General features: G+C 68.4%; 13 protein-coding genes and 1 pseudogene. 10 read left to right on the plus strand and 4 right to left on the minus strand.

Annotated features, from left to right (window positions below):
* Nucleotides 1-28: 28 nt before the first annotated feature.
* Nucleotides 29-970, minus strand: coding sequence for an aromatase/cyclase (locus tag OHS33_RS04735; RefSeq protein ID WP_330329107.1), 942 nt, complete (start codon nt 968-970; stop codon nt 29-31).
* Nucleotides 971-1,176: 206 nt separating this feature from the next.
* Here OHS33_RS04735 and OHS33_RS04740 point away from each other — a divergent pair, with 206 nt between their 5' ends.
* The 7 genes and pseudogenes from OHS33_RS04740 to OHS33_RS04770 all read left to right on the plus strand — a co-directional run bounded on the left by OHS33_RS04740 (nt 1,177) and on the right by OHS33_RS04770 (nt 7,665).
* A complete protein-coding gene (locus tag OHS33_RS04740) occupies nt 1,177-1,854 on the plus strand; it encodes a TcmI family type II polyketide cyclase (protein WP_330329108.1) in 678 nt (225 codons plus the stop codon).
* On the plus strand, nt 1,851-3,056 hold the full coding sequence (locus OHS33_RS04745; RefSeq protein ID WP_330329109.1) for a cytochrome P450: 1,206 nt from the start codon (nt 1,851-1,853) through the stop codon (nt 3,054-3,056). The genes OHS33_RS04740 and OHS33_RS04745 overlap by 4 nt, the downstream gene beginning before the upstream one ends.
* A gap of 107 nt (nt 3,057-3,163) precedes the next feature.
* Nucleotides 3,164-3,866 (plus strand): annotated as a pseudogene (locus OHS33_RS04750) (Clp protease N-terminal domain-containing protein).
* Between the two features lie 437 nt (nt 3,867-4,303).
* Nucleotides 4,304-5,044: a 3-oxoacyl-ACP reductase family protein gene (locus OHS33_RS04755; RefSeq protein ID WP_330329110.1), complete on the plus strand. Its 741-nt coding sequence runs from the start codon at nt 4,304-4,306 to the stop codon at nt 5,042-5,044.
* A 250-nt stretch (nt 5,045-5,294) separates the two neighbouring features.
* Nucleotides 5,295-5,495: a hypothetical protein gene (locus OHS33_RS04760; protein WP_330329111.1), complete on the plus strand. Its 201-nt coding sequence runs from the start codon at nt 5,295-5,297 to the stop codon at nt 5,493-5,495.
* A gap of 63 nt (nt 5,496-5,558) precedes the next feature.
* On the plus strand, nt 5,559-6,206 hold the full coding sequence (locus OHS33_RS04765) for a 4'-phosphopantetheinyl transferase family protein (protein WP_330329112.1): 648 nt from the start codon (nt 5,559-5,561) through the stop codon (nt 6,204-6,206).
* Between the two features lie 910 nt (nt 6,207-7,116).
* Nucleotides 7,117-7,665, plus strand: coding sequence for a terpene synthase family protein (locus OHS33_RS04770; protein WP_330329113.1), 549 nt, complete (start codon nt 7,117-7,119; stop codon nt 7,663-7,665).
* A 239-nt stretch (nt 7,666-7,904) separates the two neighbouring features.
* Here OHS33_RS04770 and OHS33_RS04775 read toward each other — a convergent pair whose 3' ends face one another.
* Nucleotides 7,905-9,518 (minus strand): YVTN family beta-propeller repeat protein, encoded by a 1,614-nt coding sequence (locus OHS33_RS04775; protein WP_330329114.1) that lies wholly within the window; start codon nt 9,516-9,518, stop codon nt 7,905-7,907.
* 297 nt (nt 9,519-9,815) lie between these two features.
* On the minus strand, nt 9,816-10,199 hold the full coding sequence (locus OHS33_RS04780; protein WP_330329115.1) for a profilin: 384 nt from the start codon (nt 10,197-10,199) through the stop codon (nt 9,816-9,818).
* A 441-nt stretch (nt 10,200-10,640) separates the two neighbouring features.
* Between OHS33_RS04780 and OHS33_RS04790 the strand changes: the two genes are divergently transcribed.
* The 3 genes from OHS33_RS04790 to OHS33_RS04800 all read left to right on the plus strand — a co-directional run bounded on the left by OHS33_RS04790 (nt 10,641) and on the right by OHS33_RS04800 (nt 13,446).
* Nucleotides 10,641-11,803 (plus strand): IS3 family transposase gene (locus OHS33_RS04790; protein WP_443065222.1). Its coding sequence is split into 2 segments (ribosomal slippage): nt 10,641-10,925 and nt 10,928-11,803, totalling 1,161 coding nucleotides; the frame shifts between segments, so codons are not numbered across the junction.
* 227 nt (nt 11,804-12,030) lie between these two features.
* The gene (locus OHS33_RS04795; protein WP_330329117.1) at nt 12,031-12,900 is read left to right on the plus strand and encodes a hypothetical protein; all 870 of its coding nucleotides are present in this window, start codon (nt 12,031-12,033) and stop codon (nt 12,898-12,900) included.
* 342 nt (nt 12,901-13,242) lie between these two features.
* Entirely contained in the window at nt 13,243-13,446 is a 204-nt protein-coding gene (locus OHS33_RS04800) for a cold-shock protein (RefSeq protein WP_330329118.1), read from the plus strand.
* A gap of 268 nt (nt 13,447-13,714) precedes the next feature.
* Here OHS33_RS04800 and OHS33_RS04805 read toward each other — a convergent pair whose 3' ends face one another.
* The gene (locus OHS33_RS04805) at nt 13,715-14,032 is read right to left on the minus strand and encodes a hypothetical protein (RefSeq protein ID WP_330329119.1); all 318 of its coding nucleotides are present in this window, start codon (nt 14,030-14,032) and stop codon (nt 13,715-13,717) included.
* Between the last annotated feature and the right edge of the window lie 55 nt (nt 14,033-14,087).

Here is a 14,087-nt window from a genome sequence, read left to right on the forward strand (position 1 = left end):
AGGTCTCTCGGAGGCCGGTGCGGCCGGCTCAGAAGCCGGCGCGCTCCTCCGCGTACGCCTTGGCGAGGCGGAGGTTGCTCATGCTGTTGCCGCTCAGCAGCCGTCGCAGGTACCGGCGCGCCTCGGCGACCGTCGTCGCGCTGCCCAGCTGGGACAGCGCCGAGCGCTTGATCGTGCTGGTGTGCCGGGCCTCGGCGATGACGCCTTCCGGTGTCTCGGTGAACCGCCAGTGGCCGGTGTGCGCGTCCAGCATCGTGGGAAGCGAGATCTGCTTGTACACGATCAGGTGGTTCGGGAGGCAGATCCGCACCGAGCGGACGGTGTGCGTACTGCCGTCCGGGCCCTTGGTGTCCATGTCGAAGAACTGGACGTTCGGCACGTCCTCGGTCATGGCGAGCCCCACCACGTGCGGGATGCGCTCGGGCCACAGGTCCGCCCGGTAGAGGTAGTCATAGGCGTCCTCGACGGAGCCGGCGATGAACAGCGGGTCGGTGAAGGACACGACGAGTTCGTCCAGGTCGGCCCGGCGCTCGGCCGTGTCGCGGAGCGTGGCGAGGCAGTCCTCGCTCTCCTGCGCGATCCTGTCCGGCAACGGGCCGAGATCAGCGTCGGCCGGCGCGACGACCTGGTGACTCAGCTCGACCCGGGTCCGGTTCGGCGTCAGTTCGGTGAAGACCCACTCGCCGCGGAGGTCGGTGGCGGGCTGTTCGGGTTCCATGTGCGCGAAGGTGATGCGGCGCCCCGGCCGGTCCGTGCGGCGCACGGTCTGCCAGGTGCGGACGGCGGCGTCTCCGGCCAGAGCCCAGTGCCTGACCAACTCTCCCTTCTCGTTGGCGTGGACCGTCTCCGCGTGCACCGCGGACCGGTGGAACTGCGGCCACCGCGCGATGTCCGCGATCAGGTCGAACACCGTCTCCACGTCGGCCTCGATGGTGATGGCGTGGTCAACTCGCCGCTGTGTACTCGACACAACAAGACACCTCACAAGCGTCGTCACATCCGGATCCGTCGCGACCGACGATGTCCGTCCTCGATCGACCTCGATTCGAGGACCCTTCGAGTTCGCCGTCCGCGGTCGGTCCCGGCCGTTGACCGGGCGTCGATCCGGCGTCGAAGGCGCGGGCGCAAGCTGGGCGCACCCCCGAAACGCACCCCGCCTATTCGTGAGGAGACGCTATGCCGAGCATCGTCACTGTCGGCACATTCGACAGTGGTAACGTCGCCGACGTCACCAAGATCCTTCAGGAGTTCGACGGCGAGGTCGCGTCCGAACTGCCCCAGCTGCGCCGCCGCCAGGTATTCAGCTACAGCGACCTTTACGTGCACATGCAGGACTGGGACGTCGCCGACGCCGACGAGGCATACCGGATCATCAGCACCGACCCCCGGTGCACGCGGCTGAACGAACGCCTGTCGACCCATTTCGGCAATCACGCCGCGACGGAGGACTGGGACGGCCCGGTCGACCAGCCGACGGCCGAGCGTTTCTACCTGTGGCCGGCCGAGCGACTGGACGACCTGGAGCAGACGTACAGCGCGGTGATCGTCAACACCCAGCGGCAGGAACACATCCCCGAGGCGTCACGGCTGTTCGCAGAGTCGGACGCGACCGACATCCCGCAGAAGATGGGCACGCTGCGCCGCCAGATCTATCTGTGGCGCGGAATCTACCTGCACATCCAGGACTTCGCCGTAGCCAACAGCATGGAGGCGATCAGCGAGGTGTGGACGGAAGGAGATCCCCGCTTCCTCCAGCTCGTCGACGACCTCACGGAGATCATTCCGCCGTACGACCCGCAGGGCAATTCACTGGCCACCCGTTTCTACCACTGGGCTGCAGAGGTGTCAGCATGACGAAACTCCCGACCCACCCCATTCGTCGGCAGCTCCCCGGCGTGCTACCGGCCGAGTACGAGACACTGCGAGAACGAGGCATCGGCCAGGTCGAATTGCCCACGGGCAAACTCGTCTGGATGGTGGTGAGGCCGGAATACGCCCGCATCGTGCTCTCCGACCCGCGGTTCAGCTCGGACAAGACGGATGACCGATTTCCGAAGCTGACACCCAATTCGCTGATGAAGCTGCGGTACTGCGCACCGTTCATGATCAACCTGGACGGTCCGGAACACCTGAAGAAGAAGAAGTCCATCATGGACGAGTTCTCCCCGGAAGGACTCGCCCGGCTGCTGCCACGCCTGCGGGTCGACGTCGAGGAGAAGATCGACGACATGCTGCGGCAGCCGACGAAGCCGGTCGACTTGGTGAAGGAGCTGGCGTTCCCCATCGCGTGGCGGCTGCAGGAGATGTTCCTCGGCATCCCCGCGGCCGAGCTGCAGACGATGCGGGACAACGTCTGGAAGCTACTGCTCGGCACCACCACCGAGGCCGAGGAGAGAGAAGCGGCCGACCGCCTGAACGGGCACGCGGAAGAGGTCCTGAAGGAGAAGGCCAAGCACCTCGGCGACGACATGATGAGTCGTCTGATCCTGCAGGAACGCGAGAAGCACGGCGAGGTCGACTGGTACGAACTCGCGCCTCTGATGCTGTCGAACGCCCAGGGCATTCACAACTCGGTGTCCGCGATGATCTCGCTGGGCGTGCTCACCCTGCTCAGCCACCCGGAGCAGCGGCCGACGCTGCTCGCCCATCCGGACCGGATGACGATCGCCGTGGACGAGATGCTGCGGTACTTCTCGGTCAACGACGGAACCCCCATGCGGCTCGCCACCGAGGACATACTCATCGGCGACACACTGGTCAGGGCCGGTGACGGCGTGGCGGCGCCGACGCTGCCCGTCAACCGCGACCCGTCGGTGTGCCCGTATCCCCATCAGCTCGACATCATGCGGGAGGAGCCCGCCCGGCACCTGGCGTTCGGTCACGGACCGCACAAGTGTCCGGCGGACCGCCTGGTCCCGAGCCTGCTCGAGATCGTCTACACGACGCTCTTCGAGCGGGTCCCGACGCTCGCGCTCGCCGTGCCCGAGGCGGAACTGACGTACAAGTACCACTCGATCCAGGCGTTCGGCCCGGCCGAGATGCCGGTCACCTGGTAGCGGCGAAGGCCGCCGCGGAGCGCGGTGGCCACGCGGACCCAGGACCGACCGAGAGAAATGACAACCTCGGGCTGACATCACCCGACCGACAACCTACGGTTGACACTTTGAGCCACATCACTCCGCCGGTCGAGCTCGACGAGCTCATCACGGCGATCACCGAGAACCACACCACCGCCCTCGACCAGCTCAGCGGCGCGATCCTGCTGGCCGACCACATCGGCGAGGTCGCCGACCATCTCATCGGCCACTTCGTCGACCAGGCCCGTCGCTCCGGCGCGTCCTGGACCGACATCGGCCGCAGCATGGGTGTCACCCGGCAGGCAGCCCAGAAGCGGTTCGTCGGCAAGCCCGACGCCAAGCCGTCGAATGCCTTCGAGAAGTTCTCCCAGCCCGCCCGCAGCGCGATCATCGCCGGCATGAACGAGGCCAAGGCGGCCGGCAACGCCGAGATCGTCCCGGCGCATGTCCTCCTCGGCCTGCTCGGCACCGAGGGCAGTGCGGTCGGCGTCCTGCGGGCGCAGGGCATCGACCTCGCCCAGGCGCGAGACACGGCGGTGGCCGCCCTGCCGCCGCGCAGTGACGCCGATCCGGTGCTGATCCCGTACGACGCCCACGCGAAGAAGGCGCTGGAACTGGCGTCGCGGGTGGCCTTCCGCCTCGACCAGGACAGCGTCAGCACCGGCCACATGCTGCTGGCTGCTGGAGGAGGGGGACGGCGCCGGGGTCCTGGCCTCGCTGGGCCTCGACACGGCGGCGGCCGAGCGCTTCGTGGCGGAAGCCGCCGACGAATCGTCCGTCGCCTCGTAGCGAAACCGACCGCGTCCGTCCGCGGACGTCGGCCAACAGTGGCGGACTCCCGGAATGGGAACGGCACGGGAACCGAACGGTTACGGAACGGGAGCTCCGGGCGAGGTGGAGCCTGTCAAAGGTGACACCCCGCCCGGATGTCCTCGCGCCCCGCTCCGACCCCCTACCGGACTCGGCCCGTCGCGCCCTGTGCGCTGTGAACCGCCTACGCGGGTGCGATGGCGGCCGGACCTCCCGTGGAGGATCGGATCCCGTCTCCCTTTCCCGACCCCGTGCATGCGGAGTGGTGTGATGACTTTCGACCGGACGCGGATATTCGGCCTTCGGCGCCTACGGAGGGCACGTCAACGCAAGACCGCGATGGGAAGCCTCGCACCGGCGGCCTACCCGACCGCGCCGCGCCGGCCGGTCGGCGCGCGTACGGGAGCGCCCGTCTGATGGCGACGCCGAGTACCGACGGCCGTGTCGCTCTCGTCACCGGCGCTTCGGGAGCACTCGGCGCCGCTGTGGCGCGGGTCCTCGACCACCGTGGCTACCGGCTGGCGTTGCACTACACCAGCGGTGAGGACCGGGCCCGCAAGGTAGCGGCCACGCTCAGCGGGCCGAGCACCCTCGTGCGGGCGGATGTCGCCGACTGGGCTGCCACCCGGGACATGGTCGACCGGGTACGCGCTGAGCTGGGAGGCATCAGCGTTCTCGTCAACGCGGGTGCGATCCGCCGGGACGGTCTCATGGCCACCCAGTCCGTCGACGACTGGACCCGGACCGTCGCTGTCAATCTGATCGGCACCTTCCATACCTGCCGGGCGGTACTCCCGGACATGATGCGGGGCCGCTGGGGACGCATCATCAACGTCGTCTCGCCCGCCGGCCTCCTCGGCAGCCGGGGCCAGACGGCGTACTCGGCGGCCAAGGCCGGTGTGCTGGGGATGACCAGGAGCCTGGCCTTGGAGTGCGGGCGGTTCAATGTGACGGTCAACGCGCTGTCACCCGGCCTCATGGCCACCGCGCTCACCGAGGACCTGCCGCCCGAGGTCAGCGCCACGCTCGTGGCGCGGACCGCGTTCGGCCGCATGGGCACGCCCGACGAGGTGGCCCGTGGCATCGAACTGCTGCTGGACGCCGACTACATGACCGGTCAGGTGCTGTCCATCGACGGGGGCATGTCGATCTCGTGACCGCCGTGCCGGACGGCCACCGCGCGCCCCGCTGGAGGAGTCCGCGGAGCCTTCCGCGTGCGAAGTCCCGTCACCGGAACCGGACCTGACTGTGGAGGCGCAAGCATCCCCTCCAGCCCGTACTGAAGCCGAGGAAGGACCACGACATGACCAACCCCCGCCGCATCGTCATCGGAAGCTCAATCACGAACTGTGGACCGTCAATCAGGAGACCAGCCCACTGCGTGGAGTACGGCGCTACAAGGCCCTGGTGGCGATGCGCCTCCGCCTCGACGTGATCATCCGGCAATTCGGCATGGTGCGCACCGCGCACTGGCACACCCACTTCGATGTACGGACCTGCGTCTACGGGCTTCTACACATCTCCCGCAACACCGTCTACGAGGCGTGCCGTTCGAAGAAGTACCCCTCAGCCACCCGCGGGAGTGGCGCCGCCTCGGGCCATGCCTGACCTGGCCCAGCAGGTCCCGCACCGGCCCGACACCACCACGAACGCGAACACGGAAACCGTCGCATGATCGACTCCCTCCTGCCCCCCGCCGCCCGCGCCATTCAGTCCTTCACCCATCGGCTGGACATCACTCTGTCCCCTCAGGAAGAGGCGCTCATCGCGAGAGCCGTCCCGAAACGGCGCAACGAGTTCACCACCGTCCGCGCGTGCGCCCACGAGGCACTGGCCGCGCTCGGCCTGGCTCCGGTTCCGCTGCTCCCGGACGAGCGGGGCGCCCCGGGCTGGCCGCCCGGGGTCGTCGGCAGCATGACGCACTGCGCAGGCTACGGTGCCGCCGCGGTGGCCCACGCCCATGAGATGACCGCGCTCGGCATCGACGCCGAGCCCAACTCCCCGCTTCCGGAAGGGATACTGGAAGCCGTAACCCGCCCCGAGGAACGCTCCGCCCTGGCCTCACTTGCCGCCTTACCCGCCGCGGCGGCCGGGCCCGCATGGGACCGCCTCCTGTTCAGCGCCAAGGAGTCCGTATACAAGGCGTGGTACCCGGTGACCCGCCGTCGGCTGGACTTCCAGGAGGCGTTCCTCGAACTCGCCCCAGACGGCACGTTCACCGCCCGCATCCTCGTCCCCGCCCCGCCCGAACTCGCCTGTGTGCACGGACGTTGGGCCGCCGACAGCGGACATGTGCTCACGGCCGTGGCCGTGGAGTAGGTGTAGGGGCCTCGCCACCGGTTCCGGTTGACCAGTGGGCGAGCCCGCAAGGCCGGCAGAAGGCCCGCGAAACGGGATCCATCGGCAAAACAGGCCGGCCGCAGCTCGCGCCCCGCCCAGGCCGACAGCCCCTCAGACCGGTGCAGCCGAACACGCCACTCGTGTGACGCCCCACTGAGCATCACGGGACGTCAGCACCGAGAGGCGAGTGGACGGGGTCGACCAAGGCTTGGCGACTCGTCCACGCCGCGCGAGCGCTTCACCCGGCGGCCATCAATCGCGCACTACGAACCGTCAGGAATCGCGCCGTTCGTGCGTCAAACGTGCGTCGAACATGCGTCAAGATATCGCACATAACGCACGTAACACCCATCATGCACACTCGGAGAAACAGCCGGTCAGCGGCCCTTTTCGGCAGGCTCCAGGATCGCCACGCACTCCACGTGGTGGGTCCTTGAAATAAGATCTATCAAAAACATGTGAATGGAAACCCCAGGTCAAAGGCTCGTGTAGCGCAATTCGGACAGGCTGCCGGTGTGCGTTACGTGCAGAGTGTGCGGCATGCGCAGTGGCCTGACGCTTCTTACCCGCCCGAGCACCGCGGCGACGGCTCCCGACGCCACTCGCCCCCGCGCCTTCCTGGCCCTGATCGTCCAGATCGCGGATCGGCCGCGTTGTCGTAACCGTGCGTGAGGCAGTCGCGCGACCGGCCAGGCGGGTTGACTTCACCGGGCGCGGGCGCGGACAACAACGACACGGGGACGACCCGATGTTGCCTTGTGCAAGTCCCATCGCCGACCTGCCGAGAGTCCCTGCCTGCATGTGCGTACGACCGGTAGATCACCCAGCGGCTGGGCCTCGCCGGACGGGATGGCGCCGAGGTCGGTGCCAGGACGCACCAGCGCATGGGTTGCATGGGTGGGAGTACTACTTCGCGTCCCAGGCCCACGAGGCCATCCTCCAGGCCCGCCGTGGTATCGCCGGTACTGCTCTGACGGTGTCCATGGGCGAGCGGGCCGCCGGCATCGATGTCCCCGCAACAGCGTTTCACAGTCCCCAACTGCGCATCATGCGGGAGCTGGCGGTGGACGTCCCGCTGATGTGCAACGACGTGTACTCGCTGGAGAAGGAGGAGGCTCGCGGCGACGTCGACAACCTCGTCCTGTTCCTCGAAAACGACCGGCAGGTGTCCCGGCAGGCAGCGGTGGCCACTGCCGGGGAGGAAGTGCACCGGCGCTGCGCCCGTTTCCAGGAGCTGGCCGGCCAGGTGCCGGCCGTGTGCGACCAGCTCGGCCTCACCTCCTGGGAGCGGGTCGCGGCAGACACGTACGTCGAGGTGATGACCGCCTGGATGAGCGGCTACAGCGCCTGGCAGAGCCAGACCCTGCGCTACACCAGCGCCCCCGAGGTGGTACCGAGTTCGGGCCCCGGCTACTTCGAAAACGTCCTCGGAGCGTAAGCGCTCCGGCGGCGCCCGGGTGAGGCTCCCGGGCTGGCTTCGACCCCTTTCTCTTCGTAGGAGCGACGATGGGCGTGGCCCACGTCGGGGCCGCACTCCACCGCATACGACGACGGGTTCGCGCCCGTGGCTGGGCCAACGGCACCTTCCTGAGTTCGTCAGCGGAGTGCAGCGGCCCTCCACCGGCCTGTGGGCTGGTGAAGGGCCGCGCTTACCGGGGACGCGAGGTCACCGGGCGGTCAGGGGCAGGTGACCAGGACGATGGAGAGGACGGTGCAGGTCGCGCTCGCGGCGTCGTTGGCGGGGTTGGGGTCGGTGGGTGCGGAGGTGGTGCGCAGGCCGGTGACCGTGACCGGGCCCAGGGTCAGCAGGTGCAGCGGGACGCGGAACGTCTTGTTCACGCTCGTACCGTTGGGGATGGCGCCGTAGGTACAGGTGACGGTGGTGGCGGCAGTGGTGCAGCCGGCGGACAGGTTGGTGGCGGAGGCGCCTGGCGGCAGGGTGGCGGTCAGGGTCGCGGAGGCGACGGCGCCGGGGCCGGTGTTGTGGGCGGTCAGGGTGTAGGTCAGGTAGGGCACCAGGATGCCCAGGTGCGGCTGTGCGCTCAGGTCGACATCGAGGTCGGCGGGCGGCGCCAGGTAGGTGTACTGGTCGGCTGCTGTGACGGCGCTGGTACCGCCCGGGGTGATGACGCGCACATCAACGGTCCCGGCCGGGTGGGCGGGGGCGGTGGCGGTGCAGGAGGTCGCAGTGCAGGTGATGCCGGTGGCGGCCGTGCCGCCGAAGGTGACCGCCGTGGCCCCGGTCAGGTTCGTGCCGGTGATCGTGACGGGGGTGCCGCCTGCGGTCGGGCCGGAGGCCGGGCTGACCGATGTCACCGTCGGGGCCGGCGGCAGCGGGGCGGGGCCGAACGCGATCCCGTAGGGCTGGTTGAAGCCGGGAAGGGTCGTGGTGACGGTGTTGGTGGCGGTGTCGATGACCGACACCGTGTCGTTGCCGAGGTTGCTGGTGTAGGCGGTGGCGCCGTCCAGGGAGAACGCCAGGTTCTGCGGGTAGCTGCCGACGGCGATGGTGGCGGCAGTGGTGTTGGTGGCGGTGTCGACGACCGTGACGGCGCCGCTGTTCTGGCTCACGACGTACACCGCCGTGCCGGCCGGGTTGACGGCCAGATTCCAGGGTCCGTAAGCGACCGGGACGGTCGCGGTGATCGTGCCGGTGGCGGTGTTCACGACGGCCAGGGTGTTGTTGCCGTTGTTCGCGACGTAGGCCGTGGCGCCGTTGGGGCTGAATCCGACGTCGATCGGTCCGTTGAACCCGGTGAGGGTGGAGACCAGGGTGTTGGTGGCGGTGTCGAATATCTTCACGGTGTTGTCGCCGACATTGGAGACGTACAGGCGGGTGTCGTCCGGGCTGAGCGCCGGCCACCATGGGGTGCTCAGCCCGGTCAGCGTCGCGGTGACGGTGTTGGTGGCGGTGGCCACGACCGAGACCGTGCCGTCGTTCTGGTTGACGACGTACAGCCGCGAGCCGTCCGCGCTGATCGTCAGCGGGTCCGGCCCGCCACCGACCGGGATCGTGGTCAGCACGCTGTTGCTGGTGGTGTCGATGACGGCCACGTCATTGTCGTTGATGCTCGTGACGTAGGCCCGCGTGCCGTTCGGGGAGACCGCGATCGATTCGGGGTAGCCGGTCACCGGGATGGTGTTCAAGACCGCATGGGTCGCCGCGTCCAGCACCTTTACGTCCTGGCCGATGTGATCCACCACGTACAGCCGCTCCCCGGCGGCGGCCAGGGCCGGACCGGCCCCGGTCAGAGCCCCGCCCAGGCCCAGCATCATCACCAGGGTCAGCACGGTGCACCGTGACCACCACCGCCCACGCGCAGAAGAACGCAACGTACCAGTTGCAACCATGACGAAATTCCCCCTCACGTGCCGCGACACACCAGCGGGGCCGAAGGCCCCTGGGAACCGGTATGGACGCGATCCAGCCAGACGCCCCACTCCCCAGGCCCTGGAACGTCCCCACCCCGTCGCCACGGGAACCCGAGGCGACGGCCGCACGAACCCGCCTGACGACCGGGCCTGACGCGTTCCTGAACCGATGAGGCACCCCGTCGCTGGGCTACAGGAGGTGCGAGGCTGCGACGGTCAGTAGCCGTTCTCGATCAGGTAGTCGGCGGTGACTTCCACACGGTTATAGGCTTCGCCAGGTATCTGGCCCGCGGTGTAGCAGCCGATGACGATGGCCTGTCCGGTGTGGGCCAGCCCGACGCCAGCGGTGCTCCTCGCACCCCGGATGGACCGTTCGTCGCCCTTGTTGCCCTGGTACGTCACCCCGCAGACGGTGACGCCAGAGCTGAAGACCAGGGTGGGGTTCTTGTAGAGGGCGACGAGGGCCGCACCCTCGCCGGCCTTGAGGACGAGCGTGGGGGTGTTGGCCCAGACCGCCCCGTCCGCGGCGCTGATGATGGCTGCTCCCCGTACCTTGCCGGACGCTACGAGGTCATCGACGAGCGTTTGCCAGGAGGACATGGCATACCTACTTTCCAGGGCAACGTCAGGAACCCTGGCCGCAGTTGGCCCGGTCTAGCGAAGTGTTCTGGACCGTGGGTGGGCAAAGTATGGAAATCAACTTGCGCGGCCGGAAACAGAGATTTGTTGGCCGGTCCGGCTTGATCACGGGCACGGCGCCGCTCGGCCGGGCGGCAGTCGACGACAACCGCCGGATCGAAGTCCAGCAGCATCACCTGGTCCCGCTCCAGCCACGACTCGTATCCCACGCGACCGCCCGTCGTCGCCGACCACCACCGGGCCCGGCAGGTTGCGCTGCCGGCGGTAGGACGTGGAGGCGCGTACGGGAAGAGCGTGCTCGAACGGGACAGCCCAGGCAGCCGTCAAAATACCGGGTCTGCCGCACGATCGGGTGACATCTGATCTGGCTTGCCCTGTGGGGTAGGTGGGAAGGATGTCGCTGTGCCCAAGCCTTATCCGGAAGAGTTCCGTCAGGATGTCGTGCGGGTCGCGAGGAACCGCGGCCCGGGCGTGACGGTCGAGCAAGTGGCCGCCGACTTCGGAGTCCATGCGATGACGCTGTGGAAGTGGATGCGCCGGGCGGACATCGACGACGGGGCCAAGCCCGGAACAACCAGCCAGGAGAGCGCGGAGCTGCGCGAAGCGCGTCGGCGCATCAAGCTGCTGGAGCAGGAGAACGAGGTCTTGCGCCGGGCCGCGGCCTACCTGTCCCAGGCGAACCTTCCGGGAAAAGGATCTACCCGCTCGTGAAAGAGCTGGCCGTGGACGGGGTGCCCGTCACGGTGACGTGCCGGGTCCTCAAGCTCGCCAGAGCGCCCTACTACCGGTGGCTGGAGCGGCCGGTGACCGATGCCGAGGTCGAGCGGGCCGCTCGCGCGAACGCGTTGTTCGACGCCCACCGTGAGGACCCGGAGTTCGGCTACCGCTTCCTGGCCGACGAGGCCCGCCGCGCGGGATCCGGCATGGCCGACCGGACCGCGTGGCGGATCTGCCGGGACAACCGCTGGTGGAGCGTGTTCGGCAAGAAGCGTGGCAGGAACAAGAAGGCCGGCCCACCGGTGCACGACGATCTCGTTCGCCGCGACTTCACCGCGACCGGCCCGAACCGGCTGTGGCTCACCGACATCACCGAACACACCACCGGCGAGGGGAAGCTGTATCTCTGCGCGATCAAGGACGTCTTCAGCAAGCGGATCGTGGGCTACTCCATCGACACGCGCATGAAGTCCCGCCTGGCCGTCGCCGCCCTGGACAACGCCGTGGCCCGGCGTGAACACGTCGCCGGATGCATCCTGCACAGCGACCGCGGATCGCAGTTCCGGTCCCGGAAATTCGTCCGGGCGCTCGACCGGCACCGCATGGCCGGATCGATAGGGAGGGTCGGGGCGGCCGGCGACAACGCGGCCATGGAGTCCTTCTTCAGCCTGCTGCAGAAGAACGTCCTCGACCGCCGGACGTGGACCACCCACCAGGAACTGCGGATCGCGATCGTCACCTGGATCGAGAGGACCTACCACCGCCGCCGCAGACAAGCCGCACTCGGCCGGCTGACCCCCGTCGAATTCGAGACCGTCATGACGACACCGGCCCTCCAGGCCGCGTAACCGAACCTGTCACCCAAACCTGCATCAGACCCACCGGCCCCACACACTCGACGGCTTCATAGCCGGCACCAGCCTCACCTTCGACAACCCAGCCTCACCCTGAAGCGCCGAAGTCAGTAACGGCGGTCGCGCCCGGAGCTGTACCTATCGGCGCCGCTCAGGTCGAGCGCCCGCCTCGATCACCGCGGATCTCGTGCCCCGGCGCTTGCTTGATCGTTGACTTCTCCATGGAGATCACTACTGGCCGTTCGGCGCTGGGCTGCGTCATCGGCGCCACCGTCTTGACGCTGTGCACCGCGACCGGCGCCCCCGCCGCAGCTCCGGCACCGAGCGGCACATTCACCACGACGACCTTCGGGACGTTCAACAGCCCCCAGATCCCGGCAGGTTCGAAAGTCATCATTGTCGCCGGCGGGGGCGGGGGCGGCGCGGGCGGGAGCATCAATACGGAGCACAAGGACTCCTCGGGGGGCGGCGGCGGAGGCGGCGGCACGGTCACCTGCGAGATCTACAACTTCCAGGGTGGCACCATCACCGGCTTCGTCGGCGGCGGCGGCCACAACGGCGCCTGGGGCGTCGGCGATCCCGGAGGGCGCGGCGGGGAAGGTTCCGGCCCCGTGACCACCGGCGGCGCCGGCGAAGGGGGCGCCTTCATGAACATCGCCGGCCGGGGCAACGGCGGCAAAGGTGCAGCGCCAGGCCAGGCGCTCAGCGACCACCCCGGCAAGGGCGGTGAAGGGGCGAACGCCCACGTCGGCGGCGCCTACACCGGCAGTTCCGGTGGGGGCGGGGGCGGCGCGACGTCCCTCGACGGATACGTCACCGCCGGTGGAGGCGGCGGGGGCGGCGGCGCTTCCTTCGACCGCACCATCCACGGTGGTGGCGGGCACGGCGGCGGCGGTCTGCGCCAGGACAACTCCGCCTGCAACTCCACGCTGATCGAACGGGGTGGTGACGGCGCTCCCGGCAAGAGTCTTCAGCCCGGCAAGGGCGGCACCAGTATCGGCGGCGGCACCGGCAACACGACCATCGAGCCGTCCACCAACCGCGACGAAGCCAGCAATGGCCGAGTCAAGATCACCTGGAAGCCGGCCTGATGCCCCAGAGCCCCGGTGCCGGGCTTCCAGCACCAGGCAGTCAATCGGAGAGAACGATTGAGGTTCGCCGAGACGGGACCGTTGGCCGAGCGTCGCGCCGCCATGCCGTGAATGATCTTAAGTTGTCATGGAACGCCCGCGGTCCCTCGCACGTTGCCGGTCCGTGGCTGCCCACCGAAGATCGCAGAAGAGCTCATATCCGGGGCCCCTGGGGGTAGCGTCCACTCCGGCAGTCGTGGATCCGCTGTACCGCTCGACCAGCAGTCGGAGGACCCAGGCGATCACCTCATCCCTTGAGGTAGGCACCGGCGCCTACCTCGCCCCCGACCTTGGGAGCAACACATGGCCAGCGGAACAGTGAAGTGGTTCAACGCGGAAAAGGGCTTCGGTTTCATCGAGCAGGATGGCGGCGGCCCTGACGTCTTCGCCCACTACTCCAACATCAACGCCCAGGGGTTCCGCGAACTCCAAGAAGGCCAGAAGGTGACCTTCGACGTCACCCAGGGCCAGAAGGGCCCGCAGGCGGAGAACATCATCCCCGCCTGACCCTTGTGGACGCGATGCCCCGCACCGGTTGGTGGGTGCGGGGCATCGCGGCATGCTGACCGCCGATCTGACCTGACCGCCTGGACGAGTGTGTGTCGACGAGGACTTCGCCAACTGGTATCCGGCCTGGTGGGACACGAGGCCAGGGTCGGTGGCTTGAGGCTTTCCCAGACCCGATCGCTACCTCGGCTCCCGCCCTCGCCCTGCAGCGCGGCCCCCGCACGGCAGGGTGGCGGGAAACGTACGTCAGGGCGAGAGGCCGGTGAGTTCAGTAGACGCGGTTGGTGTTGATCGCGTTCATGTTGTGGTTGATGATCATGCGGCTCTGCGGTGCACTTGTGTCTCCGGCGGAGGGGTTGAGCCCACCAGGGCTGACCAGAGACGGGCTTGGCGCCACCAGCGTGAAGGCTCGGGCCAGTACTTCGAGTCCCGCCGATGCCTGTCCGGCTCGCTGGTCGGCGAGGAATGCCGCTTCGCGGCCGATGGCTTCTACGAGCCGTTCGCGGGCTACAGCAACGGTTGGTGACCCGGTCGCGGTGGCCTGCGAGAGCATCGGCCCCGAGTCAGTTGCTTCGGTCTCAGACATGCGTGCGTCCTTTGCTTACATGACATGGCGCCGATCGGTGGTGAACTTGGAGTTC

The organism is Streptomyces sp. NBC_00536 (assembly GCF_036346295.1).
Taxonomy (GTDB): Bacteria; Actinomycetota; Actinomycetes; order Streptomycetales; family Streptomycetaceae; genus Streptomyces.